20 protein-coding genes are annotated in these 25785 nt (G+C 64.0%); 7 read left to right on the top strand and 13 right to left on the bottom strand.

Translation table 11 applies throughout. The features are described from left to right. Positions 1 to 20 precede the first annotated feature (20 nt). The 4 genes from J5Y21_RS02435 to J5Y21_RS02420 all read right to left on the bottom strand — a co-directional run bounded on the left by J5Y21_RS02435 (position 21) and on the right by J5Y21_RS02420 (position 5644). On the bottom strand, positions 21 to 2699 hold the full coding sequence (locus J5Y21_RS02435) for a translation initiation factor IF-2 N-terminal domain-containing protein (protein ID WP_349236917.1): 2679 nt from the start codon (positions 2697 to 2699) through the stop codon (positions 21 to 23). A 347-nt stretch (positions 2700 to 3046) separates the two neighbouring features. After that, complete coding sequence (locus tag J5Y21_RS02430; RefSeq protein WP_210572454.1) at positions 3047 to 4747, bottom strand: alkaline phosphatase D family protein; 1701 nt, start codon at positions 4745 to 4747, stop codon at positions 3047 to 3049. A 148-nt stretch (positions 4748 to 4895) separates the two neighbouring features. Next, positions 4896 to 5306 carry a nucleoside-diphosphate kinase gene (gene ndk, locus J5Y21_RS02425; protein ID WP_210572452.1) on the bottom strand — a complete coding sequence of 137 codons (411 nt, stop codon included), beginning with the start codon at positions 5304 to 5306 and terminating at the stop codon, positions 4896 to 4898. 20 nt (positions 5307 to 5326) lie between these two features. Next, the gene (locus J5Y21_RS02420; protein WP_210572450.1) at positions 5327 to 5644 is read right to left on the bottom strand and encodes a hypothetical protein; all 318 of its coding nucleotides are present in this window, start codon (positions 5642 to 5644) and stop codon (positions 5327 to 5329) included. A 153-nt stretch (positions 5645 to 5797) separates the two neighbouring features. Between J5Y21_RS02420 and J5Y21_RS02415 the strand changes: the two genes are divergently transcribed. The 3 genes from J5Y21_RS02415 to J5Y21_RS02405 all read left to right on the top strand — a co-directional run bounded on the left by J5Y21_RS02415 (position 5798) and on the right by J5Y21_RS02405 (position 9988). Beyond that, complete coding sequence (locus J5Y21_RS02415) at positions 5798 to 7336, top strand: AMP-binding protein (protein WP_210572448.1); 1539 nt, start codon at positions 5798 to 5800, stop codon at positions 7334 to 7336. 164 nt (positions 7337 to 7500) lie between these two features. Then, positions 7501 to 8694, top strand: a complete 1194-nt coding sequence (locus J5Y21_RS02410) for an acyl-CoA dehydrogenase family protein (protein ID WP_210572446.1) — start codon at positions 7501 to 7503, stop codon at positions 8692 to 8694. Between the two features lie 88 nt (positions 8695 to 8782). Continuing rightward, complete coding sequence (locus J5Y21_RS02405) at positions 8783 to 9988, top strand: acyl-CoA dehydrogenase family protein (RefSeq protein ID WP_210572443.1); 1206 nt, start codon at positions 8783 to 8785, stop codon at positions 9986 to 9988. Between the two features lie 48 nt (positions 9989 to 10036). Here the strand turns inward: J5Y21_RS02405 and J5Y21_RS02400 are convergent, their stop codons facing one another. The 7 genes from J5Y21_RS02400 to J5Y21_RS02370 form a co-directional block, all read right to left on the bottom strand. After that, complete coding sequence (locus tag J5Y21_RS02400; protein WP_210572441.1) at positions 10037 to 11158, bottom strand: HNH endonuclease; 1122 nt, start codon at positions 11156 to 11158, stop codon at positions 10037 to 10039. 111 nt (positions 11159 to 11269) lie between these two features. Next, positions 11270 to 13474 (bottom strand): 3-hydroxyacyl-CoA dehydrogenase/enoyl-CoA hydratase family protein, encoded by a 2205-nt coding sequence (locus J5Y21_RS02395; RefSeq protein ID WP_210572439.1) that lies wholly within the window; start codon positions 13472 to 13474, stop codon positions 11270 to 11272. Between the two features lie 5 nt (positions 13475 to 13479). Further along, entirely contained in the window at positions 13480 to 14631 is a 1152-nt protein-coding gene (locus J5Y21_RS02390; RefSeq protein ID WP_210572437.1) for an acetyl-CoA C-acyltransferase, read from the bottom strand. Between the two features lie 145 nt (positions 14632 to 14776). After that, positions 14777 to 15226 (bottom strand): DUF4233 domain-containing protein, encoded by a 450-nt coding sequence (locus tag J5Y21_RS02385; protein WP_210572435.1) that lies wholly within the window; start codon positions 15224 to 15226, stop codon positions 14777 to 14779. Continuing rightward, complete coding sequence (locus J5Y21_RS02380; RefSeq protein WP_210572749.1) at positions 15226 to 16680, bottom strand: folylpolyglutamate synthase/dihydrofolate synthase family protein; 1455 nt, start codon at positions 16678 to 16680, stop codon at positions 15226 to 15228. Before J5Y21_RS02380 ends, J5Y21_RS02385 begins: the two co-directional genes overlap by 1 nt. A 35-nt stretch (positions 16681 to 16715) precedes the next feature. Next, on the bottom strand, positions 16716 to 19454 hold the full coding sequence (locus J5Y21_RS02375) for a valine--tRNA ligase (RefSeq protein ID WP_210572427.1): 2739 nt from the start codon (positions 19452 to 19454) through the stop codon (positions 16716 to 16718). Between the two features lie 44 nt (positions 19455 to 19498). After that, positions 19499 to 20491, bottom strand: a complete 993-nt coding sequence (locus J5Y21_RS02370) for a malate dehydrogenase (protein ID WP_210572418.1) — start codon at positions 20489 to 20491, stop codon at positions 19499 to 19501. Between the two features lie 236 nt (positions 20492 to 20727). On the opposite strand from J5Y21_RS02370, the gene J5Y21_RS11760 reads away from it, so the two are divergent. Continuing rightward, the gene (locus tag J5Y21_RS11760; RefSeq protein WP_349236912.1) at positions 20728 to 21543 is read left to right on the top strand and encodes a TetR/AcrR family transcriptional regulator; all 816 of its coding nucleotides are present in this window, start codon (positions 20728 to 20730) and stop codon (positions 21541 to 21543) included. Positions 21544 to 21558: 15 nt separating this feature from the next. Here J5Y21_RS11760 and clpX read toward each other — a convergent pair whose 3' ends face one another. Beyond that, on the bottom strand, positions 21559 to 22830 hold the full coding sequence (gene clpX / locus J5Y21_RS02360; RefSeq protein WP_210572416.1) for an ATP-dependent Clp protease ATP-binding subunit ClpX: 1272 nt from the start codon (positions 22828 to 22830) through the stop codon (positions 21559 to 21561). A gap of 223 nt (positions 22831 to 23053) precedes the next feature. Here clpX and J5Y21_RS02355 point away from each other — a divergent pair, with 223 nt between their 5' ends. The 3 genes from J5Y21_RS02355 (at position 23054) to J5Y21_RS02345 (ending at position 25063) form a co-directional block, all read left to right on the top strand. After that, positions 23054 to 23827, top strand: coding sequence for an alpha/beta hydrolase (locus J5Y21_RS02355; RefSeq protein WP_210572414.1), 774 nt, complete (start codon positions 23054 to 23056; stop codon positions 23825 to 23827). 10 nt (positions 23828 to 23837) lie between these two features. Next, the gene (locus J5Y21_RS02350) at positions 23838 to 24416 is read left to right on the top strand and encodes a hypothetical protein (protein ID WP_210572412.1); all 579 of its coding nucleotides are present in this window, start codon (positions 23838 to 23840) and stop codon (positions 24414 to 24416) included. 86 nt (positions 24417 to 24502) lie between these two features. Further along, positions 24503 to 25063, top strand: coding sequence for a hypothetical protein (locus tag J5Y21_RS02345; protein ID WP_210572410.1), 561 nt, complete (start codon positions 24503 to 24505; stop codon positions 25061 to 25063). Between the two features lie 71 nt (positions 25064 to 25134). On the opposite strand, the gene J5Y21_RS02340 is transcribed toward J5Y21_RS02345, so the two are convergent. Further along, the gene (locus tag J5Y21_RS02340) at positions 25135 to 25755 is read right to left on the bottom strand and encodes an ATP-dependent Clp protease proteolytic subunit (RefSeq protein WP_246874871.1); all 621 of its coding nucleotides are present in this window, start codon (positions 25753 to 25755) and stop codon (positions 25135 to 25137) included. Positions 25756 to 25785: the final 30 nt, after the last annotated feature.

Raw genomic sequence — 25785 nt, 5'->3', positions numbered from 1 at the left:
CGGGGCCTTTTCGCATTCAGCTACCGCGACTTGCGCGTCGCACGTCGACGCCCGCGGGAGCTTTTGCTTATCGACGCCTCCCGCTTCGGTTCTTCCTGCTTTGCCCGACTCGGCTGCTTCTTCTGGTCCTGCTGGCCGGAGGTACGGCGCGTCGCCCGGCGGCGACGGCGGGAACCGCTGGTCTTCGTCGGACGCTGCGTCTCGTGGTGCGCTTCGTCCCGGCCAGAATCTTCCCGGTCAGAAGTGGAGTCTGCGGAATTGGCTGATTCGGCGAATGCTAGGGCGTCGGCTGCCTCATCAATCGCGTCTTCGGTGGACATGTCGTCGTAATCCTTCGGATCAGGACGGTAGTCCGACACAGAATTTCCGCGAGTCTTTCGCTTGCGGCGCGGGGAACGCTCGAACTCGGCGACAGCCTCGTCGTAGGTTGTCGCCTGCTCGGTAGTCTCCGACTGTCGCTCTTTTTGATTCTGCTCCTGATTCTGATCCTGCTCTTGTTGGCGGCCACGGCCACGGCCGGAACCGCGGCGACCACGGCGACGGGAAGAGCGGCGCTTGGGCTGGTCATCGCGCTCTTCGTGCTCGTCGTCAGAAACGGGTTCGGGGTCGGCGACGACGGCGTCGATAAGCTCTTCTGCGCTCTTATTCTTCTTGTTGCGCTTCTCCATCGCCTTCGCTGCCGGGTGTTTGCCCGGGGCATGGGTACGAGGGGAATCGGGATCGACGGGGTCGTCGGTAAGCAGAATGCCCCGGCCATCGCAATGCTCGCACTTGGTGGAGAACGTCTCAACGAGGCCTGTGCCCAGGCGCTTTCGCGTGAGCTGGACGAGACCGAGCGACGTGACTTCAGAGACCTGGTGGCGCGTGCGGTCGCGTCCGAGCGCTTCCTTGAGGCGGCGCAAAACGAGGTCCTGATTCTCCGGCAGGATCATGTCGATGAAGTCGATGATGATCATCCCGCCGATGTCGCGCAGACGCAGCTGGCGGACGATCTCCTCTGCTGCCTCGAGGTTATTGCTGGTCACCGTCTCTTCGAGTGAACCTCCGGAACCCGTGAACTTGCCGGTGTTCACGTCGATGACCGTCATGGCCTCCGTGCGGTCGATCACGAGCGTGCCGCCCGACGGCAACCACACCGTGCGCGACAGTGCCTTTTGAATCTGCTCATCGACGCGGTACACATCGAACGCATCGCGGCCGTCGTTGGCGTGGCGGTCGAATTTCTCCAAGCGGTCGAGCAAATCAGGCGCGACGGACTGGACGTAGCTGTGCACGACATTCCACGGTTTTTTGCCGTCGATGACGAGCTGGTCGAAGTCCTCGTTGAACAAATCGCGCACGACCTTGACCAAAAGGCGCGGCTCCTCGTACAGCGTGACGGGCTTGGCGCCCTTCGACTTCTTTTCTTTGTCCGCCTCTTCCTGGATGGCCTCCCACTGGGAATGCAGGCGGTTGACGTCGGCAGCGATGGCTTCTTCCGGCGCGCCCTCGGCGGCTGTGCGGATGATCGTTCCGCCCTTGCCGGGCACGACGCGGACGAGAATGTCCTTCAAGCGCTTGCGCTCCGGAGCGGGCAACTTGCGCGAAATGCCGGCGCTGCGTCCGCCCGGGACGTAGACAAGGAAGCGGCCCGCCAAGGAAATCTGCGTCGTCAGGCGTGCGCCCTTGTGCCCCACCGGGTCCTTCGTCACCTGGACGAGCACTTGGTCGCCGGACTTCAGCGCCTGCTCAATGCGACGCGAACGCCCGCCGAGACCAGCGGCTTTCCAGTCCACCTCGCCGGCATAGAGCACACCATTGCGGCCCTGCCCGATATCGATGAACGCGGCCTCCATACTCGGCAGCACATTTTGCACGCGGCCGAGATAGATATTGCCGATCATCGACGCGTTTTCATCCGAATCAACGAAGTGCTCGACAAGCAGGCCGTCTTCGAGGACGCCGACCTGAGTGAGGGTGCCGGGACCGTCGTGACGCTTACGTTCACGCACGACCATCGTGCGCTCGACGGACTCGCGGCGCGCAAGGAATTCCGCCTGCGAGACAACACGCGAGCGTTTGCGCTCCTCCTCGCGGCGTTCACTGCGGCGGCGTCGCTGCGCCTCAAGCCGCGACGACCCCTTGATCGCCTTCGGCTCCTCGATGTGTTCGTCCGTTGCGGTTTCTTGCGGTTCCGGGGCATCGCTTATCGACGCATCCCCCGTCCTCTTCGCCCTCCTCCGCGAACCCCGGGGCGGAGCCTTGAACACTGGCGCGTACATCCCGGTCGCTTCCTCGGGCGCCGGCGTGATCTCAGGCTCGATGTCGGTGAGCAGATCTGCCTCGACCTTATCCTCGATCTGGCTGATCTCGTTCTCGACGTCCTTACGGACGCGGTGGCGGATCTTCTCCTCCGCCGCCGGATCGACGTCTTCTGTTTCCGCGCTCGTAGCGGCGGTCTCCTCCGTCTGAGCTTCCTGAGTTTCAGGGGCAGCCTCGAGCGCGTCGAGCACCTGCTCGGTCTCTGCCTTGCTCAGCGAGGACTGCGCGACCTTCACCAAACCCAGCTCGTTGAGCTTGACCACGAGGTCCTTAGATGTCATCCCCAGCATCTTCGCCAGGACGAACACGCGAGTCTTCTCGCCGATCTGCGAGCGGTCGAATTTCTCGGGCTTTTTCGCCGCCGTCTTTTTTGCCGTTTTCTTCGCGGCTTTCTTCACAGCCTTCTTGGCTGTTTTCTTCGTCGTCTTCTTCGTTGTTTTCTTCGCTGTCGAACGTGCCCGGCGCTTGCGCGGGGTAGTTGTCTCGTCGCTGTCAGCCACGGAAATCTCCTATTGAATTGCCGCGCGCGGTACGACTCCCAGCACCGGGCGCTGGTGGAATGATTCCACCGCCGCCGCACAGTGCCGTGCACCGCCGATCGCGCGGAATAAATGTCAAGCTTATTGAGCAATCGATTGCTCCGGAGACCATTGTGGCACAGCTTGGCTGCGTCAGGGCACGCAGGTTTCTATTCCGAGCGAACCGACAGGGACGCCCGCCTTCGCGAGGGAGGTGGCGTGTGCGCCTAGCGCTTCTCCTGGAAGCCCTGGCCTGCGACCCACGTACGAGTCACTGCGAGGCGGGCAGACGCGCCCGGGTCCTCCACGTCCGAGACACGGTAGAAGTCCATGACCACCTTGTCCTTGGAGATGCGGGCAATTCCGTAACCGTGGGAATCGAAGTCCACGTGGTTGACCCATGGGTTCGCCGAGTACATCACGCCTTCAACGAGGTGGGTGATGTGGTTGTCCTCGGGCGTGTAGGTCTTCGTGTACGTGGTCACGATTTCATCCACGTTCGGGGCCGTGATCGACGAACACACCATCTCGCAGCCGATCTCCTTGCCCTTGTGCTGCACCGAGTGAGCCCACTCGGAGTGGATGTCGCCGGTGAGGAAAAGGGTGTGGGGAGAGGTGTTGGTGAGGACGTCGAAAAGCCGTGCTCGCTCAGCGCGGTAGCCGTCCCACTGGTCGGTGTTGACGGCGATGCCCGCAGAGCGCGTGAACTCGTCGAGAACGTCGTTCGCAGTGCGGTTCTCAGAGCTTGTCGGCGGCAGGTGGCCGATCTCCATCGGCGATACCATCACCGAATTGCCGAGCACATTCCAAGCAGTCGTCGCGGTTTCCACCTCACCTTTGACCCAGTCGAACTGCTCGGAGCCGAGCATGCTTCGCGACGGATCGTCCTTGTCGCCGCTGATCATCTTCACCTGCTCGTCGCGGTACGAGCGCAGGTCCATCATCGTGAGCTTGATCAGATTGCCGAACTGGTAGCTGCGGTAAATGTGCCCGCCTTCCGACGGACGCACCGCACGCACCGGCAGCCACTCGTAGTACGCCTGGTGAGCGAAAGACTCGCGCTTCTTCCACTCGCCCTCCGCACCCTCGGTGTGGTTCTCGGCGCCGCCCTTCCAGGAGTCATTGGCGGACTCGTGGTCATCCCACACCACGACCCACGGCGCGGCAGCGTGCGCGGCCTGCAGATGCTCGTCGGTGCGGTAACGGCCGTAGCGAACGCGGTAATCCTCCAACGACACGATCTCGTGCGCCGGGTGGTGCGGACGCGACACACCACTCTTACCTGCATACTCGCCGGTCGGGTACTCGTAGATGTAGTCACCCAAGAAGACGACGACATCGATCTCGCCCGCGGCGGCACGCTCCGCCATGTCGCGGTAGGCGGTGAAATAACCGCACTCGTAATTGGCGCACGACGCGACGACGAGCTTGTACTCGTCGATATCCGCCGTGTAGGCCGGCGCCGTGTGGGTCGAGCCCACCGGGGAGACCTGATCATTCCAGTGGAAACGGTAGAAATAATCGGTGGCGGGCTTCAGACCGCGGGGGTCGACCTTCACCGTGTGGTCGCTCGCGGCGGTGGCGCGATGCGTGCCCTTGCGCACGATCTTGGAGAACTCGCGGTCCGTGGCGATCTCCCATTCCACCGTCGCATCCTCGCCGATCCCCGACCCCGGCACGGCCTCTTTCGACACCGTCACACGGGTCCAGATGATCACGGAATCCGGCGTCGGATCACCGGACGCGACACCGTGCATGAACGCCGCGTACGGCTTCGGCTTCGGGGCCTGCGGCAAGCGTGCCGACGACAGCGACCGCGACGACGATAGCTGAGCATTCGCAGTGGCATTACCGGCCACAACCGCACCAGCGGCAGCGGCGGCGGAACCCGCGAGGAAGCGACGACGAGGAAGATTCTTATTAGCCATGCATAACACCTTCGAATCCGCCGTTTCGCAGCGCAAGCGGAACTCGTCGGCGCCAACGAATGTTCCGCACGAATTCACAGGGAGTTCACTTGGCGTGGGTAAGCGAAAAGCCCGCACCATAACGGCACGGGCTCGAAGCTTAGATGACTTAGAGGTTCGGGAACCAGATCGCGATCTCGCGCTCAGCGGACTCCGGAGAATCGGAGCCGTGGACGACATTCTCGCCGACCGTCAGAGCGAAGTCGCCGCGGATCGTGCCCGGGGTCGCCTTCTCCACCGGGTGGGTGCCACCGGCGAGCTGACGCCATGCGGCGATCGCGGACTCACCCTCGACGATGCCCGCGACCAGCGGCGCGGAGGTGATGAAGTCCACGAGCTCACCGAAGAACGGCTTGTCCTTGTGCTCCTCGTAGTGCTTCTCAGCAGTCTCGCGGTCTGCGGTGCGCAGATCCATCTCGACGAGCTTCAGGCCCTTGCGCTCAATGCGGGAGATGATCTCTCCCACGTGGCCGTTTGCGACACCGTCAGGCTTAATCAGAATCAGAGTGCGTTCAGTCATGGCACCAACCCTACCGCCTGCTAGCTGACGTCGCGCACAACAGCCGCCGCAGTCTCATGGTCCGTGTTTCGGAACCACAGCTGCACCTGACGGACCGCCGAATCCTCGCGCCCCTCTGCCTTCAGGCGGGAGACGGTCTCACTCTGTTCGTCGTCAAGCTCGATCGGCGCGCTCTCCCGGGCACTGTACGCGCGGTACTTGTCGCGCAGCCCGATGAACAGAAACACGCCTGCAGCCACCACCAGTAACAACGCGATCCAGCGGGGAAGGTCTACGAACACGAGGACGATCGCGGCCAAAGACAGAGCCGCAGCGAGGGCGAGGGAACCAGCTTTCATGGCCCCGAGGGTACCTGGGATGGAGCATGAAAATTATTTTGTTTTTCAATGCGAAGTAGTGCGATCCACGTCACAATAGGGACATAGTTTTGCTTAGGTAACTTCCCGGGCGAAACGTGATGTTCATTCAGCGATCGCGAAAGGACCGACAGTATGACTGCGACCCTGACCCCCGCCTCCATCTACGCCAGCCCGTACCCGGACCTCGAGCTTTTCGGCGGCACCGTCTATGAGCAGATCTTTAACGACCTCACCGACGAAGACGCTGCCCGGACCGCGATCACCGAGCTGACCACCGGCGACACCATCACTTACGGCGAATTGCAGCGTAAAGCCGACGCAGTAGCCGGGTACCTCGCGCAGCGCGACATCGGCCCCGGCAGCGTCGTATCCCTTCAAATTCCCAACTCCATCAACTTCGCGGTCGCCCTGTTCGGCATCTTCCGCGCCGGAGCCACAGTCAACCCGATCGGTGTCCTCATGAACGCCGACGACGTGGAAAAGGTCGCAGAAATGGCCGACGCAGACCTCTACATCGGGATCTCCGACGTTGAGTGCGGGGAGCGTGTGGGGGAAGAGGAGCTGGAAGGAATCGTCGATAAGCAATTGCCCGCTCCTGATGTCGACATTGACGGGACCACGCTCGCGTCGGTGCCGTTTTCTTCGGGCACGACCGGGATGCCGAAGGGCGTCATGCTGACGCACAGCAACCTCACCTCGAATGTCCTGCAGGCGAAGTACATGCTGGAGAAAAACGGCATGGGATCCGCCGCAGCGACGCTATCTCCCCTGCCGTTTTCCCACATTTACGGAATGACCGCGCTGCTGCTGACTCCGATGATGCTGCGCTCCAACGTGCATACCATGCCGAAATTCGACCTCGAGACATTCCTGCGCGCGCACGGCGAGCACGGCATCGAATTGACGTTCATCGCCCCGCCCATGGCCGTCGCCCTAGCGAAGCACCCGGCGGTCACGCCCGAAGCATTCGCGGCGAACAAGCTGATGTTCTCCGGCGCTGCACCGCTTGACGACGAAGTCGCGCGCGCTGTCGAACGCCGCCTCGGCACCAACTGCGTGCAGGGCTATGGCATGACCGAGACATCCCCCGCGGTCAATATCGGCATCAAAGGCGAGACGAATCCCGGCTCGATCGGCTACCCCGTCCCAAACACCGAATGCCGCGTCGTGGACATCGAGACGCTCGAGGATGTCGCCCACGGCGAATCCGGCGAGCTTCTCGTGCGCGGACCGCAAGTCATGCAGGGATACCTCAACAACACGGAAGCCACCGACGAGACCTTCGTCGGCGACGGTTGGTTGCGCACCGGCGACGTCGCGCGTGTCGCCGAAGACGGGCGCTTCTACATCGTCGACCGCGCCAAAGAGGTGATCAAATACAAGGGCTACCAGGTCGCCCCCGCCGAACTCGAGGCCCTGCTACTCACGCACGAAGCAATTGCCGACGCCGGTGTCGTCGGCGTCGAACGCGACGGACTCGAGATTCCGCGCGCATTCGTCGTGCTTCAGCAAGGAGCGGAACTGACCGCCGAGGAGCTCATGAAGTGGGGCGCCGAGCGCGTCACCCCCTACAAGAAGGTGCGCGCAGTGACCTTCCTGGACGAGATCCCCAAGAACCCCACCGGCAAGATTCTGCGCAAGGACCTGCGTCTTATCCCGCTGGAGGGGTAGCTCCCCGCCGCCTCCGGGGGCAGTGCGACGCATCCCACATAAAGTCTGCGCGAATTCCTCTGTAAAGTTCTGCGACATAAGTCACAATTAAGAGTGTTATGGTTTTGCTCCACATTTCCACTGGGAGCGGAACCACACTCCGGAACCCAAGAAAAGAGGGAATCATGGCTGACAACCCAGTCCACGAGCTACTGGACCCGAAGACCGACTACTACCAGGTATTCGCTGACATCGAGGGCGAGGACCTCGAGTGGTGGAAGAAGGCCCGCGACTTCGGTGAATTCGCCCGCCCCTACGTCAACGAGGGTTGGGAGAAGGCCGAGTACCAGATCCCCGTCGTCGCCGAGGCTGGTAAGCGCGGCCTGTTCCGCGACGCCATCGAGATCGAGGGTGAGCCGCACATGTCCGTGCGCGCTTCCCGCCTGATGGCCTTCGAGTTCGCGCGCACCGACGCCTCCCTCGGCACCGCTTTCGGTGTCCAGGCAGGGCTGGCGATGCAGTCCATCGCAATGTGCGGCTCCGAGGAGCAGAAGGCCAAGTACCTGAAGCCGATGTGCCACCTGGAAATCCGCGGCGCATTCGCGCTGACTGAGCCGGACCACGGTTCCGACTCCATCGCGCTGGAGACCACCGCAACGCGCGAGGGCGACGAGTGGGTCATCAACGGCGAGAAGAAGTGGATCGGCCACGGCTCCGTCGGCCACATCGCGGTCGTGTGGGCACGTGACACCGAAGACGGCCAGGTCAAGGGCTTCATCGTCGACCAGGACCAGGACGGCTACGAGGCGGAAACGATCGTCGGCAAGGCATCGCTGCGCGGCATCCCGCAGGCGCACATCAAGCTTAACGATGTCCGCGTTTCCGACGACCGCCGCCTCCCCGGCGCCAACTCCTTCCGCGACTGCGCGAAGGTGCTGGCCGGCACCCGCGTGTCCGTCGCATGGGCCTCCCTCGGCCTGGCTACCGACTGCTACGAGAAGGCCCTCGACTACGCTCAGCGCCGCGTCCAGTTCGGCCGCCCGCTGGTGAAAAACCAGATCATCCAGCAGCGTCTCGCCGACATGCTGCAGGATCTCACCTCGATGTTCCTGTACTGCCGCCGCCTGCTCGAGCTGGAGGAGTCCGGCGAGCTGACCGAGCAGCAGGCCGCTCTGGCGAAGGTCCACTGCACCCGCGCTGCCCGCAAGATCTCCGCTGACGCACGCGACATGTTCGGCGGCGTGGGCATCCTGCTGGAAAACGACGTGGCACGCCACCACGCCGACATCGAGGCCCTGCACACCTACGAGGGCACCGACACGATGCAGTCCCTGATCGTGGGCAAGTCCATCACCGGCGTCGGCGCATTCGCCGGCTAAGGCACACGCTGAAAATGAGCTGCATCGCGACCGAGAATGGAAGCGGTGCAGCTTTTCGCGCGAAAGCTACAGAAAGCGAGAAAGACTCATGACTGAAGAGAATCTAACCGACGGCGTGGCCGCCCTCCTCGATCCGAAGACGGACTACTACCGCGTGTTCGCCGATGTCGACGGCGAGGACCTCGAGTGGTGGAAGAAGGCCCGCGAGTTCATGGAATTCGCCCGCCCCTCGATCAACGAGGCGTGGGAGAAGGCCGAGTACAACATCCCGGGTGTGGAGGAGGCCGCGCGCCGCGGACTCGTCACCGACGGTATTTCCATCGACGGTGAGCCCGGCATCTCGATCCGCGCGAACCGCCTGATCCAGATGGAATTCGCCCGCACGGACGCCTCCACTGCCACTGCGCACATCGTGCAGTCTGGCCTGGCCATGCGCTCGATTTCCGAGTGCGGCTCCGAAGAGCAGAAGGCGAAGTACTTGGGCCCGATGTCGCGCATGGAGATCCGCGGCGCGTTCGCCCTGACTGAGCCGGACCACGGTTCGGATTCCATCGGCCTGGAGACGTCTGCGCGCCGCGAGGGCGACGAGTGGGTCATCAACGGCGAGAAGAAGTGGATCGGCCACGGCTCCGTCGGCCACATCACGATCGTGTGGGCGCGCGACGAGGAAGACGGCGAGGTCAAGGGCTTCATCGTCGACCAGGACCAGGAGGGGTACTCGGCGGAGACGATCGTGGGAAAGGCGTCGCTGCGCGGCATTCCGCAGGCGCACATCACGCTTAACGACGTCCGCGTTTCCGACGACCGCCGCCTCCCCAACTCCCACTCCTTCCGGGACACCGCGAAGGTGCTGACCGGTACCCGCATCGCGGTCGCGTGGGTCGCGCTCGGCATGGCGATTGACTGCTACGAGAAGGCTCTGGACTACGCGCAGCGCCGCGTCCAGTTCGGCCGCCCGCTGGTGAAGAACCAGATCATCCAGCAGCGCTTGGCCGACATGCTGCAGGAAGTCACCTCCATGGCGTTGTACTGCCGCCGTCTGCTGGAACTGGAGGAGGCCGGCGAGCTCAACGAGAAGCAGGCAGCCCTGGCGAAGGTCCACAACACCCGCGGCGCACGCAAGATCGCGGCTGATGCCCGCGACATGTTCGGCGGCGTCGGCATCCAGCTCGAGAACGACGTGGCGCGCCACCACGCCGATATCGAGTCGCTCCACACCTACGAGGGCACGGACACCATCCAGTCCCTCATCGTGGGCAAGTCCATCACCGGAGTGTCCGCCTACCGCTCTTAAGCAACTCTGAATGCCGGGTCCTGCTAACGCAGGGCCCGGTTTTGTGGTTTAGCGGCCGAAGAGGGTGCTCATCGCGCCGAACGGGTGATGTGTGCGACGCACGGGTGTTCCGCGCGGTGAGACCCAGACCGGGGTGCCCCGGCGCATGTGAATACGCCCGCGTTTTCGCCGCCGCGGGTCGTCGTCGTTGACGCGGTTGTGGTAGCTGCACAAGGGCGCGAGGTTGGCCACATTGGTCTCTCCTCCCCTGCTCCACGGCGTGATGTGGTGGATCTCGCACGCGTCGGCACCGTGACGGCAGAACGGCTGCGAGCACATCGGCATCGCGGCTCGCGCAAGGTCGCGCTGCTTCTGGTTGGCGAAGCGGCTCATCCGGTACAGATTCACCGCGCCCTTTTGCGGGTGGAAGACCGCGGCTTCCAGCTCATTGCCGGCGGTGGCGATGAAACGGTTGAGGAATTCTGCACCCGTCATGGTCGTGCCGTCGGTAAGCCCGAGAATGACCTCGTCGCCACTACCGCGGACAATATCCACGAAGTCCGGCAGACCGACAAGAACAAGCGGCCGCGGTCGCAAGTGCGGGACGCCTGTAACGGGCGCGCCGTCGGAGTTGCCGTCAGTGCTGCCTCCGAGGTTGCCGCGCAGCAGGTCCTCGAATCTGGACGCCATCTGGGGCATGGCGGGCTTCGAGGAATCAATGCCGTCACGCAGAAATTGCTCGGTGTCGGCGAGCAGGCGCTCGTCGGCGGTCACGGTCATGGAGCGCTTCCCCATCTTCGAACGGCCGAATTTGACGGCGTCTGCGGGCGCAGCAGGTTCCGGGTCCGGCACCAGCTGTTTCGCGCGGCGCTTCACAGCATCGAAGGTGCCGCGGCTGTTCAGTAAGGAAAGGCGGGTCTTCCAGCGGGTGGAGGGATCGTCGATAAGCGAAAGGCGCGTTTCGATGAATGCGAGCTGATCAATCGACAGCCCGCTCGTCCGTGCCCTATCGAGGGCTTTTCGTTGCCATTTCGTCCATTTCGTGCGCCCGAAATAGGTGTTGCTCACTGCTTCCCAGTCGCGGACGCGCCGCGGATCGAGCCCGGCGGCGAGCGCGACCTCGCGGTCGAAATCCGCGAGCGAGTCCACAACGCTGTCGGACAGCGTGCGGATCATGTCAGTGAACGTCATGATTTTCACGCTAACCGAAGCCGCAAGCCATAGAAAGCGATCTTTGCGCATTATAGTGCGCAAAAACACCGGCACCCCGCGCGAAGCGGAATGCCGGTGTTTGGTCGCTGCTTAGTTATTCAGCGGCTTGCGCGTGGTCGCCATGGACACGGCGCGGTCGTGGTTCTCCTGGCGCTGCAGCACCTCGGTGGCGGCGTCGACCTGGCGCTGGGCCAGCTCGTCCTCGGTCGCGGTGCCCTCGCCGGTAAAGACCTTGGCGAGAGCCTCGCCGATGGCCTTGTCGGTCTCGGAACCGTCGGTGTAGGCCAGGGTGTCGCCGGTGAGCGGCAGCTCGGCGTCGGCGGGGGCGGAGGAGCCCTCAGCAAGCTTCTTCACCAGCTCGAGTGCGCCCTCGACGACGTGGTCCGGGGACTGGATGACCTCGTCGTGCTCACGCCAGAAATCGACGTTGACAGCCGGGACCGGCTTGACGTTGAGCAGCACGCCGAACGCGGTGGCGTGCGGGTTCGGCGCACCGATCTCGACCAGGCGCTCCAGCAGGCGCACCGGGCCGGACCATGCCGGGAACAGGCCGACGTTGCGCTCCGGGAAGCCCACTCGAGCCTCTGCGTGGATCACAGAAGCGTCGGTGTGCAGCAGCAGCTCCATGCCGCCGCCCAGTGCGACACCGCGGACAGCGCCGACCACCGGGTACGGAGCCACACGTGCACCGTGCAGACCATCGATGCCCTGCTTGATGGTGCGGGCGAGCTCCTCAGCGTCGCCCTCCGGGCCGGAGAGCTTGGCCAGGGTGCCCAGATCGGCGCCGGCGGAGAAGGCGCGCTCCTCGTCGTTGGCGATGACCAGGCCCTTGAGGTCCCACTCCGGCGCGTGCGTCCACAGCTCGGTGACGGCGTTGGAGTTGGAGTTCATCGGGGTCTTGTAGACGAAGACACCGAAGCCGGCGTAGTCGCCGTCGGTGAGCTTGTACACGGTGGCATCGTCGTTGCCGGCGATCTCCTCGGCGCCAGCGACCAGGTCAGCCACGCGGATGACGCCTTCGCGGTCCGGCAGGTCGGTCAGGTTGCCGTCGGTGCCGAGCACCTTGCCGTCGGCGTAGAAGCCGCCGGCCTGCTGGGCGGACTGCAACAGGGCCGGTGCGTCGTCGATAAGCGATGCGACGAAGTCGATGCCCAGTGAATCCGCGAGTGCGAACGGGCCCTTCTTCCAGCCGTAACCGAGCTGCATCGCGATGTCGATCTGGTCGACCGTGTCCGCGATCTCCGGGGCGGTGTCGCAGCAGTACTTGATGAAGGTCCCGAAGACCTCCTTCGCGTAATCGCCCTCCGGGGTGCCCGACTCGATGAGCTCCTTCGGGTCCTTGCCGACCTCGAATTTCTCCTTCGGGCGGTAGTCGCCCGCGGAAAAGTCGTAGACCTCGTCGCGGCCACGGTAGAAACCGGACTCCGCGGTGCGGCCGGTGAAGCCCTTGTCCAGGAGGGTCTTGAACTCGTCGCGCTCGACGATGTTGTAGTCGTGGTACGCGTCGGACTCCGGCAGGGCCTTCAGCAGCGAACCCCAAATCCCCGGGACGAGCTGGATGCCCACGTAGTCAAACAGGCCGAAGATGCCCGTGCGCGGCACGCCGAACGGGCGGCCGAACGCGACGTCCGCCTGCTCCGGCTTGATGCCGGTGTCGAAGGCGGTCTTCGCGCCGACAGCCATCCAGAAGTTGCCGATGCGGTTCGCGATGAAGCCCGGGGTGTCGCGGCAGTCCACGACGACCTTGCCCATCTGGCGCTCCAGCACGTGGTGCATCTGCTCCTTGACCTCAGCGGAGGTGTCCGGGCCCTCGACGTACTCCACCAGGCGCATCACGCGCGGCGGGTTGAAGAAGTGGGTGATGGAGAAGTCGCGCTTGAACTCGTCGGATGCCTCGCCGAGCAGGACCTCCAGCGGGATGGTGGAGGTGTTCGACGACACCGGGGTGCCCGGCTTGCGGTGGGCATCGACCTTGGCGAAGGTCTCGCGCTTGACGTCGATGTCCTCGAAGACGGCCTCGACGATCCAGTCGACCTCACCGAGGCGGTCCAGGTGGTCCTCGGTATTGCCCGGGGTGATCAGCTCCGCGTTCTCGGGGCGCTGGAAGCCGTGGCGCTTCAGCTGGGTGTCAATGCCCTTCTGGGCGCGGCCGTTCCTCTCGTCCCCTTCAGCGCCTTCGATCGGCAGATCGAGGAGCTGAACCTTGATGCCCGCGTTGGCCATGTGCGCGGCGATGCCGGCACCCATGGAGCCGGCGCCGAGAACTGCTGCGGTTGTAATATCTTTAGCTGCCATGTGTCTTAAACCTCCAGAATGAGTGCGATGCCCTGGCCGCCGCCGATGCAGGCGGTGACGAGGCCGTAGCCGCCGCCGGCGTTCTTGAGCTGGTGGATGAGCTTGGTGGTCAAAACGACGCCGGTGGCGCCGATCGGGTGGCCGAGTGCGATGGCGCCGCCCTGGATATTGGTCTTGTCGTTGTCGAAGCCGAGCTGGTCGGCGACAGCGATGCACTGCGCGGCGAAAGCCTCGTTGGACTCGATGAGCTTGATGTCATTCAAGGACAGGCCAGCCTTGTCCAGCGCCTTCGGCACAGCGGCGATCGGCCCGAGACCCATCGTGGCCGGGTCGCAGCCGGCGACACCCCAGGAGACGATCTTGGCCAGCGGCTCCAGGCCGAATTCCTTCAGGCCGGACTCGTTGGTCATGACGGTGGCGGCCGCGGCGTCGTTGATGCCGGAGGAGTTGCCGGCGGTGACGGTGCCGTCCTTCTTGAAGGTCGGGCGGAGGCCGCCGAGCTTCTCCAGCGTGGTCTGGCGCGGGTGCTCGTCGGTGGTGAACTCGCCGACCGGGACGATCTGCTCCTCGAACTCGCCGTTCGCGATCGCGGCGGCGGCGCGCTCCTGCGACTGCAGGGCGTATTCGTCCTGGCGCTCGCGGGAAATGCCGTGCTTGGCGGCGATGTTCTCCGCGGTAATGCCCATGCCGCCGTTGCCCATCGGGTCGGTCAGCGCACCGGTGAGCCAGTCGATCAGACGGCCGTCGCCCATCTTGCGGCCCTGGCGCATGCCCTCGACGGAGTACGGAGCCTGGGACATGACCTCGACGCCGCCGGCGAGGGACAGCTTCGCGTCACCCGTCATCAGCTGCTGCGCCGCGGAAATAATGGCCTGCACGCCGGAGCCGCACAGGCGGTTCACACCGTAAGCGTGGGAGCTCTTCGGCATGCCGGCCTCGAGAGCGACTGCGCGGGAGGTGTAGTTGTCGCGCGGGATCGTGGTGACCACGTTGGCCCACACGGAGGAGTCGAAGTTATCGGCGGGGACGCCGGATTCTTCGATGACGGCCTTGGCGATGTGGGTGCCGAGGTCGATGGTGGCCATACGGGACAGCGAACCGCCGAACGTGCCGACGGGCGAGCGCTTGGCCTGGGTGATGTAAATAGGCTCAGACATGGATCTCCTTCATCGTTGTGCTGGATTACACATCCACACAATTATAGGAAAGATCACAGTCGAGTTCCGCGCCTCGATCACTTTTTCTGACCGGGGTAGCGCCGCTCACATTTCGCAGCGCTTATCGACGGGCCACTCGCGCCTTTTACCCCTCGTCGGCAGTGCCCAGGTGCTGCGTGGTGAGGAGCCCGCGGCGCTGGCGTTCCAGGATATCGGCGCGCATTTTCACGATCAGGAACCAGACGATTCCGAACATGATGCCCACTGCTCCGACTGACCAGTGGATGACAAAGCCGATAATGATGAGGGGGACTTGGAGGGCGACGTCGATAAGCAATGCTCCCGGGCGTCGCTGGAAGAATGCCGCAATGAAATGCGCGAACCCCATGACGGTGATGAACACCCAGTTGAACGTGGTCCACATTTCGCCGTCGTTGATCTTGAGGATGACGGTCAGGCACAGCCAGATCGTGATCGCTTCCATGATCAGGGTGCCGGAGAGCACGCCGGATAGGCCTTTGATCGGGTCCTTGACGGGCGCGGAGCCGGGGCCGAGCGGGCCGTACTCGACGGGTTTGCGGGGCGTGCGGGACATTATTCGGGGTCCTTTCCAAACATGGCGCGGGCCTCGCCGGCGGTGACGACGGAGCCAGTGATAAGCACTCCCGAGCCGGATTGCGCGCCGACGGCTTCGAGCGCTTCTTCGGCGAGCTCGACGGCGAGCGTGTACGCGGACGGGAGATGCTCTTCGACGTGGACGCGCTCCTCGCCGAAGATGTCTCGCGCGGTCTCGGCGAGCTCGTACGCGTCGGTGGCGCGCGGCGACGAGTTCTGGGTGATGACCACTTCGCTCAACACGGGCTCGAGCGCGGTGAACACGCCGACGGCATCTTTGTCGTCGAGGATGCCGAGTACGCCGATAAGGCGCGCGAAGTTGAAATCGCGCTCGATGGCGGCGGCGAGGGCGTGTGCGCCGTGCGGATTGTGGGTCGCGTCGACAAACGTCGTCGGGGTGGAACGCACGCGCTCGAGACGTCCCGGGGACACGGCGGCGGCGAACCCTTCGCGCACGGTGTCGGCGTCGAGGGGCTTTTCCGCGCCGGCGCCGAAGAACGCTTCGACAGCGGCGAGTGCGACGGCTGCGTTCCGGGCCTGGTGCGGGCCGGACAACGGCAGGAAGATGTTGTCGTAGGTGCCGGACAGGCCGCGCAGTTTCAAGGTTTGGCCGCCGACGGCGACGCCGGCTTCTTCGACGCCGAATTCTTCGTCGAGACGCGCGACCGCGGTGCCGACCTCGACGGTGCGCTCCAAGATGACGCGCATCGCGTCGGGTTCTTGGTTCGCGACGACGGTGACGGCCTCAGGGCGGCGAACGATGCCAGCCTTCTCCCCCGCGATCTCGGCGAGGGTGTCGCCAAGGTAGTCGGTGTGGTCGAGGCCGACGGGCATGATGACGTCCACGTCGGATTCAACGACATTCGTCGCGTCCCACGTGCCGCCCATGCCGACTTCGACGACGGCGATCTCGACGGGGGCATCAGCGAAAGCGGCGAGCGCGATCGCGACGGTCACCTCGAAATACGACATCGGGTGGTCGCTTTTGGCATCGACCATCTCAATGAAGGGTGCGATTTCGTCGTAGATGCGCACGAAATCAGCCGGGTGGATCGGCTCACCGTCAATGCCGACGCGCTCAGTGATCGACTGCAGGTGCGGGCTCGTCGTGCGGCCCACGCGCGCGCCGAAAGAGCGCAGCAGCGACTCGATCATTCGCACCGTCGACGTCTTGCCGTTCGTGCCGGCGACGTGAATGACCTTGTAGGCGCGCTCCGGGTGGCCGAGGAAATCCATGAGCATCTCGATGCGCTCAAGGCTGGGGTCGATCTTCGTTTCGGGCCAGCGCGCGAGCAATTCGCGCTCCACACGGGCGAGTTCGGCGAGATCATCCTCGCTCACGGGGCGCGGGACGGGGGCGGAGGCGTCGGGATCGGCGGGGGTGTCGTCGATAAGCTCGTCGCCCAAATTGAGAACGAGCCCGTCTTCGTCCATGCGGATGTCGTATCCGCTCTCCTCGCGGTCCGCCACTACTTGGCCTCCGGCAGCGCGTTAAGGCGCGCGGTGACGCGCTCGACTTCTTCCTGCGCGATCTGCTGGCGCTCGCGGATCTTCTCCACGACCTCGGCCGGGGCCTTGGACAGGAAGGACTCGTTGCCGAGCTTCTTGCCGGTGTTGTCCAGCTCCTTCTGCGCTGCGGCGAGCTCCTTTTCGAGGCGCTTGCGCTCAGCCGCGACGTCGACGGTGCCCGAGGTGTCCAGGGCCGCGTCCAGGGTGGTTTCGGCGAGACGCACTTCAATGCTTGCCGACGCCTCGAAGTCCTCCCCCGGCTCCTGAACCCTCGCGATCGAGCGGATCATCTCCTCCTGACCGGAAAGGTCCGCCTTGGCGAAATCAAGGCGCGCCGGCACCTTCTGCGACGGCTTGACACCCTGGTCAGAGCGGAAACGGCGCAGCTCGGTGATTAGCGCGATCGCGTCGTTGATGCGGCGCTGGGCGGTCTCGTCGACTTCGGCGCCGCCATTGGTGTCCTCCGCGGTGGGCCACGGCGCGAGGCACAGGGAGTCCTTTTCGGTGAGAGCTTTCCAGAGGACCTCGGTGACGAACGGCATCGTCGGGTGCAGCAGGCGCAGCACCACGTCGAGGACGCGGCCGAGGACGATCTGGGTGGTGCGGCCGCGTGCGGTCTCGCCGTCGCGCGGGATCTGGGTCTTCGCGATCTCGAGGTACCAGTCGCAGAGCTCATCCCAGGTGAAGTGGTAGAGCTCCTCGTTGGCTTTGGAGAACTGGTAGTCGTCGAGAAGCTTATCGACGTTGCCCCGCACCGTTTCCAGCCTGTCCAGGATCCAGCGGTCTGCGTCGGTGAGCTCCTCGCGCGCCGGCAGCGGACCGACGGCGGCGCCGTTCATGAGGGCGAATTTGGTGGCGTTGTAGAGCTTGGTCGCGAAATTGCGGGCGGCGGCGGCGTTGTCGTCGCCGATCGGCAGGTCGATGCCCGGGTTCGCGCCGCGGGCGAGAGCGAAGCGCAGCGCGTCCGCACCATAGTCGCGGACCCAGTCCATCGGGTCAATGCCGTTGCCGAGGGACTTCGACATCTTCCGGCCCTTCTCGTCGCGGACGAGGCCGTGGAGGAAGATATTGTCGAACGGCACTTGGGGCCTACGCTCCGCTCCGACCCCAAGGATTTCAGGGATCTGGGTGCCGGCGAAGGTGCCGAACATCATCATACGTGCGACCCAGAAGAAGAGAATGTCGTAGGCGGTGACCAGCACCGTCGTCGGGTAGAACTTCTCCAGTTCCGGGGTGTTGTCCGGCCAGCCCATCGTGGAAAACGGCCACAGGGCAGACGAGAACCAGGTGTCCAAGACATCCGGGTCCTGCTCGTAGCCAACTGGTGCTTCTTCATCGGGGCCGAGGCAGATGATGTCACGGTTGCCGTCGGCGTCTTCTGGGCCGTACCAGATCGGGATGCGGTGGCCCCACCACAGCTGGCGCGAGATCGTCCAGTCGTGCATGTTGTCCACCCAGTCGAAGTAGCGCTTCTCCAGGGATTCCGGGTGGATGACGGTGTCGCCCTCGCGGACGGCATCGCCGGACATGCGGGCGAGCTCGGAGACCTTCACGAACCACTGCAGCGACAGGCGCGGCTCGATCGGCTCGCCGGTGCGCTCGGAGTGGCCGACGGAGTGGACGTAGGGGCGGACTTCCTTGACGATTCTTCCCATCCGTGCGAGTTCTTCACGAACTCGCACGCGGGCGTCTTCGCGGGTCAGGCCGTCGAATTGGGTTCCGGTGTCGGCGATGCGGCCGGTCTTGTCCATGATGATGGGCATGTCCAGGTCGTGGCGCAGGCCCATCTCGTAGTCGTTCGGGTCGTGGGCCGGGGTGATCTTCACCGCACCGGTGCCCAGCTCCATGTCGACGTAGTCGTCAGCGATGACCTTCAGTTTCAGGTCATCGCGGAACGGGTGGTCGAATTCTTCGCCGATGAGGTGCTGGTAGCGCTCGTCATCGGGGTGGACGGCGATAGCGACGTCGCCAAGCATCGTCTCGACACGGGTGGTGGCGACAATGAGGTGCGGCTCGTCGTCATTCAGCGAGCCGTAGCGGATGGAGACGAATTCGCCCTCGACATCCTTGTAGACGACCTCGATATCGGAGACGGCCGTCTCCAAAACCGGGGACCAGTTGACCAGGCGGTAATCCTGGTAGATCATCCCAGCGTCGAAAAGCTGCTTGAAAATGGTGACGACCGCGCGGTTGAGCCCTTCGTCCAGCGTGAAACGCTCCCGCGACCAGTCGACGGAATCGCCGATCGCGCGCATCTGCGAGGTGATCGTGCCGCCGTACTTCTCTTTCCACTCCCACACACGCGAGATGAATTCCTCGCGGCCGTAGTCGTAGCGGTCCTTGCCCTCGGTCTCCTTGAGCATCGCCTCGACCTTGGTCTGCGTGGCGATGCCCGCGTGGTCCATGCCCGGCAGCCACAGGACCTCGTAGCCCTGCATGCGCTTGCGGCGGACCAGCGAATCCATCAACGTGTGGTCGAGCGCATGCCCCATGTGCAGCTGGCCCGTCACATTCGGCGGCGGCAACACGATCGAATAAGCGGGCTTATCCGAAGCCGGGTCGGCCGTGAAATAGCCCTTGGCCACCCAATCGTCGTAGATCCCCTGCTCGAGGTCCTGAGGTTCCCAGCTCTTCGGCAGGGCGTCTGCCCGGCTGGCACCGATGAGCTGCTCGTTGTACGTCGCGCTAGATTCAGTCACGGTTAGACAGTGTAGCCGTCGTACCCAGCCGGGCTTCGAGGGTGTTAGAAGAGCTTGTCGGCGATCTCCGCCTCGGCGCGCAACGCTTCGATGTTGGCGTCGACGCGCGCCCGCTGATCGTCGTCAAGCTCGAGCCCTTCGACCGTGCCCCAACGGCCGTTGATGCCGATGACCGGGAAGCCGAACACGAGGCCCTCGTCGACCCCGTAGCTGCCCTTCGAGACGACCGCGGACGTCGTCCACTTGCCCTCCGTGCCGGTGACCCAATCGCGCATGTGGTCCACGGCTGCCGACGCCGCAGATGCCGCCGACGAACGGCCGCGCACCTTGATGATCTCGCCGCCGCGCTTGGCCACCCGCGGAATGAACTCGTTTTCGTACCACTCGCGCTCCACGCGGTCCGCCACGGACTCGCCGCCGACCGTCGCGTACGTGATGTCCGGGAACTGGGTGTCCGAGTGGTTGCCCCACACGACGATGTTCTCGAATGCGCTCGAGTGCTCCCCGAGCTTTTCCGACAGCATCGAGATCGCGCGGTTGTGGTCGAGGCGCATGAGCGCGTTGAAGTGCTCCGGACCAACGTCGGGCGCTGCCTTGTTCGCGATGTACGCGTTCGTGTTCGCCGGGTTGCCCACGACGAGCACGCGCACATCGTCTGCCGCGTGGTCGTTGATCGCGCGTCCTTGCTCGACGAAGATCTTCCCGTTGGCTGCGAGCATGTCCGCGCGCGACTCGCCCTCGCCGCGCGGCTTCGCGCCGACGAGGAACGCCGCGTTGACGCCGTCGAAGGCCTTCGCCGGGTCGTCCGTGACCGTGATCGAGCGAACGTTGCCCAGCGCGGAGTCGTTGAGCTCCATCGCCACGCCCTCAGCCGTGCCCACGGCGTCCGGAATGTCCAGCAGTGTCAGGTCCACGAGGGTGTCTGCCCCGAATACTTCGCCGGACCCGATCCGCCACAGCAGCGAATAGGCGATATTGCCGGCGGCACCCGTGACGGCCACCTTGACGGACTTCGTGGGATCGAGCGGATTAGTCATTTCTTCTCCTTCGCTTTGCTCCCTCTACCCGGGTGGGCGGTACCCCCCGAATAGGCGTGCGGGCTCTCTGAACATCACCCATGCTACCCCCGTTGCACTAGGCAATTTCCACATTCTGCGCCCACCTTCTTCCGTTCATTCGGCACGGCCTACCCCATTTGGGCACGATAATAAGGACACGACAGGGCATCTGCGCCCCCGCCGTGAGCCCGTTTTCAAGCTTCAAAGGAGACGTTGTGACGGAGTCCCCGCAACCCGGCACCCAGTCCGGCGGTGAGCCGGCCGACAAGGCCGACACCGCCGCCCTGGGCCGCGCCGTGGACATTGCGCTAATCCATTTCGCGCAGGAAGGGTACGCCGCCACCAAGCTCGACATGATCGCGCGCGAGGCCGGCATGTCCAAGCGCATGCTGCACTACCACTTCGGCGACAAGCGCGAGCTTTACCGCCGGGCGCTCAACCGCGCGGCGTGGAGCTTCATCCCGCCCCAGGAATTCCTGGACCGTTCCTACGCAGTCCCGGTCGAGGGCATCCGCCGCTTCGTGGACGTGCTGTACAACCGGATGATCCAGAACCCGGATTCAATCCGCCTGTTTTTGCGCGAGAATCTCGATCCCGTGCTCAGCCCGGAAGAATTCACCGCCACCCGCAACGATTCGGAGGTGCTCCTCCAGATCGAACGCCTCCTGCTGATGGGACAAGACGCGGGTGCGTTCCGTCCGGGCATTTCCGCGACGGATGTCGTCGTGCTCATCGCATCGCTGACATTCTTCCGCGTCGGCAATCACGCCACGATGGATGAATTCGGCGGCTTGAACTTGCTCAGCCCCACCAACACGGAGGGCATGCGCCGCCTCACCATTGACGCGGTGCTGACGTTCCTCACGTCGAATATCACCCATTCGGGCTACGAGTCGTACCTGACGTATTCCACGCCCGCCGTCACGCAGCCCGCAAGCCAGGAAGAGTCCAGCGAGGGCGACTACATCGCGGACACGCTTGTCGACGACATCTACGACCCCAACTACACCGACACCCCCTCCGGCGAATAGCTGGGACCTGCCCTGTTATGCGGACTTCTTGGACTTCCGCAGCACGTATTCCGGCTCGCCGGCCCCATTGATCACCTCAGCGTCCACCACGACCTCTTCGACGTCTTCGCGGTCGGGCAAGTCGTACATGATGGGCACCAGGGTGTCCTCCATGATCGCGCGCAGGCCACGCGCGCCCGTGCCGCGGTCAGCGGCCTTCTTCGCCACTGCCGACAGCGCATCGTCGGTGAACCGCAGCTCCGCGCCGTCCATGGCAAACAGACGCTGGTACTGCTTCACCAGGGAGTTCTTCGGCTCGGTGAGCACGCGGACGAGTGATTCCTCGTCGAGGTTCTCCACAGCCGCCACGATGGGCAAGCGGCCGATAAACTCCGGAATCAGACCGAATTTGACCAGGTCCTCCGGCTGCACCTGCGCGAGCATATTCTGCTCCTCGCGCTCCGCCGCACTATCGATCTCCGCGCCGAAACCGATGCCCTTTTTGCCCACTCGCTCCGCGATGACCTTGTCCAGGCCCGCGAATGCGCCTGCCACCACGAACAGGATATTGGTGGTGTCCACCTGGATGAATTCCTGGTTCGGGTGCTTGCGGCCGCCCTGCGGCGGGACAGAGGCGACAGTGCCCTCGAGGATCTTCAGCAGCGCCTGCTGCACGCCCTCACCCGACACGTCGCGGGTGATCGACGGGTTCTCCGACTTGCGGGAGATCTTGTCCACCTCGTCGACGTAGATGATGCCGTTCTGCGCACGGTCCACATCGAAGTCCGCGGCCTGGAGGAGCTTGAGCAGGATGTTCTCCACGTCCTCGCCGACGTAGCCTGCCTCCGTCAAACTCGTCGCGTCCGCGATGGCGAACGGGACATTCAGCATCCGCGCGAGCGTCTGCGCCAGGTAGGTCTTACCCGAACCAGTAGGGCCGAGCAGCAAAATATTGGACTTGGCGATCTCGACGTCCTCGTCCTTCTTCCTCAGACTGCCCTTGTCCGTGCGCACACGCTTGTAGTGGTTGTACACCGCGACAGCCAGGGTGCGCTTCGCCGGGTCCTGCCCAATCACGTACTGATCCAAAAACGCCGTGATCTCGGACGGACGCGGGAGCTTGCCTTCCTCACCGCTGTCCTGGGACTGGGTACCGGCCAGCTCTTCCTCAATGATCTCGTTACACAGCTCAATGCACTCGTCGCAGATGTACACGCCGCCGCCGGCGATGAGCTTGCGCACTTGCTTCTGACTCTTGCCGCAGAAGGAGCACTTCAACAGGTCGGAACTGTCTTGCGTAACTGCCATGGGGTGTTCTACTTCTCGCTTTTACGTCTTCTTGTCGGTTCAGGATCGTGCTGTGAACCCCAACGCTACCCGGTGGGGTGAACATTCCCGATGCGGCCGTTCGAACAACTCGAACACTGCCACTAAGCTCTCCTTCCCACCACTATTTCAGATGGAAGCCACGCACAGTGGGAGGCCCCGCTGAGCGCCTGCACGCAGCGTCGTTTTTGGGAACAATGAAAGCATGACCACACTGCATTCCATCGTATCCGGCAACGAATCCAGCGATAAAACCGTCGTTCTACTCCCGTCCATCGGCACCACGCACGAGGCATGGGAGCCGCAGCTGTCAGCCTTGGAAGGTGATTACCGCATCGTGCGCATCGATCACCGCGGCCACGGCGACTCCCCCACCCCGGCCGTCGATTTGGGAATGACCACCGTCGACGACCTCGCACAGGACGTGCTAGAGACGTTGACCTCGTTGGGCATCGAGCGCTGCACCATCGTCGGGCTGTCCATGGGCGGCGCGATCGCGCAGTACCTGGCCGCAACTTCCGACCGCATTGACCGCGCTGTCTTCGCCTCCACCGCCACTTTCCTCGGCGGTGCTGGCAAGTGGCAGGAACGCTCCGATACCGCACGCGACAGCGGCATGGATTCCATCGTGGACCCGACCGTGGACAACTGGGTCACGGAAGGATTCAAGGAAAGGGAGGCGGGTGTCGTCGATAAGTTCAAAGCGATGGTCGGATCCGTCGACCCCGAAGCGTACGCACAATGCGGCGATGCCCTGGCGAAGTGGGGCTTTGACGAGCGTCTGCAGGAGATCAGCGTTCCGGTGCTGACCATCGCCGGTGCCGAGGATCCCTCGACTGGCCCGAAGCAGCTCCAGGAGATCGCCGCGGGCGTGACCGGTGAGGCCCAGTGCGTCGTCATCGAGGACGCCTCCCACCAAGTCGGCACCGAACAGCCCGAGAAGTTCAACGAGGCCCTGCTGGCGTTTTTGGAGCAGTAGACTGCGGCCTATGATGTTTCGCCGTTTCGCCATCGCCAGCTGCACCCTCGCTCTCCCGCTCGCCATCGCGGGTTGCTCCGAGGACCAGGACATCGCCGAGCCGGAGCTGAGCACCTCGACTGCCAGCGAAACGCCCAGCGAGGCGGGCAGCGAAACACCCAGCGAGACGGCCAACGAGACGACCGAACCCGAGTACTCGCTTGTCTCCCCCGCTGAGTTTTTGGACGAGCGCGGCGAGACTGCCGTGATCGAAATGGACAAGGCGGGCACAAACTATTTCTGCGTCCTCGGCGCAGCGTCTGTCGCGTGTTCCGCGAACCCCGATGACTCAGTGCCGAACCTCGAGGACATGCCCGGCCAACCGTGGGCTCCGTTCACCGGACGCCCTGGGGCGATTTTTGCCAGTGACGACGGTGTCTCCTGGGGCGTTCTGGAGGGCATCCCCGCAGGCGACGGTGCGCTCGCCCCGGGTGAGCGCCTCGAGCACCTCAACGGCTGGTGCCAGGTCCCCGATGAGGAAAGCATCGAGTGCGGCTATAACGACGCATCGTTCATCGTGACGGGGCCTGACCGTACTGTGGTTCAATAACCGGCGAATGCGCTGGTCCCCGCGTTGGTCCGAGCCACACGCTAGGGTGTTGGTTAAAACAACCCCCATGAAAAGGACTTCCCGCCATGACTACGCACATCCGCCGCCGCAGCCGTTACACCGCCGCATTCTTCGCACTCACCCTGCCGCTGGCTGTCGCCGCCTGCGGCACCGACGACGAGAAGCTCGCTGAACCGGACCTGACCTCCGCGCCGGAGACCTCTTCCGCCGCGGAGGAAAGCGAGAAGGAGGAGACCAGCGAGCGCTCATCGACCACTGTGTCCACGATCTACGAGACCGAGGGCGACGACGCGGAAGCCGACACCGACGACAAGGGCGGCGAAGACGACAAGGGTGACAAGGAAGCTGGCGCCGGTGCCGGTTCCGAGAAGGGCCCGTGCGATTGGACGCCCATGGAGGAAGGCGAGCCGGGCGAACTCATCTCTTTCTACTGCGACGGGAGCCACGCGGGCATCGGCACCTACGCCACCGACCACACCGAGTACGTGTACTGGGACGGCAAGGAATGGGCCGGGTTCGAAGCGAGCGGCCAAACCTACACCGGCTTCAAGTGCTACGACGAAGCGGAAGTCGACGAGCTCGGCTTCCCCGACGAGCTCAAAGAGAAGATGATTATCTGCGACTAGCCTGGTTACAACGCAGCACCCCGCCGCATCCTGGGAGGGATGAGGCGGGGGCGTCGATAAGCGAATGCTTTTTAAGCGTTGAGCTTGCGGTAGTCGAAGACCTGGTCGATGATGCCGTACTCGACAGCCTCCTGGGCGGTGAGGATCTTGTCGCGGTCAGTGTCGATGCGGACCTGCTCGGACGTGCGGCCGGAGTGACGGGCGAGCGTGTCCTCCATGAGGCGGCGCATGCGCTCGATCTCCCTGGCCTGAATCTCCAGGTCCGACACCTGGCCCTGGGTGCCCTGGGTGGCCGGCTGGTGGATCAGCACGCGGGAATTCGGCAGCGCGGCACGCTTACCCGGCGCACCAGCGGCGAGAATGACCGCCGCGGCGGACGCTGCCTGGCCGAGGCACACGGTCTGGACATCGGGGCGGACGTACTGCATCGTGTCGTAGATCGCCATCAAGGACGTGAACGAACCGCCCGGCGAGTTGATGTACATCGTGATGTCGCGGTCCGGGTCCTGGGACTCCAGCACGAGCAGCTGCGCCATGATGTCGTTCGCGGAGGTGTCGTCGACCTGGGTGCCCAGGAAGATGATGCGCTCCTCGAACAGCTTCGAGTACGGGTTGGTCTCCTTCGTGCCGAACGAGGACTGCTCGATGAAGCTCGGCAGGACGTAGCGGGAGTTGGGCATCTGGAAAGACATAGTGTTTATCTCCTCTTCTGTGTAGCTCTG

It is taken from the genome of Corynebacterium sp. Marseille-P3884, from assembly GCF_017942225.1.
Taxonomy (GTDB): Bacteria; Actinomycetota; Actinomycetes; order Mycobacteriales; family Mycobacteriaceae; genus Corynebacterium.
The sequence above is the reverse complement of the archived record's forward strand: the minus strand, read 5'-3'. Positions and strand labels throughout refer to the sequence as shown.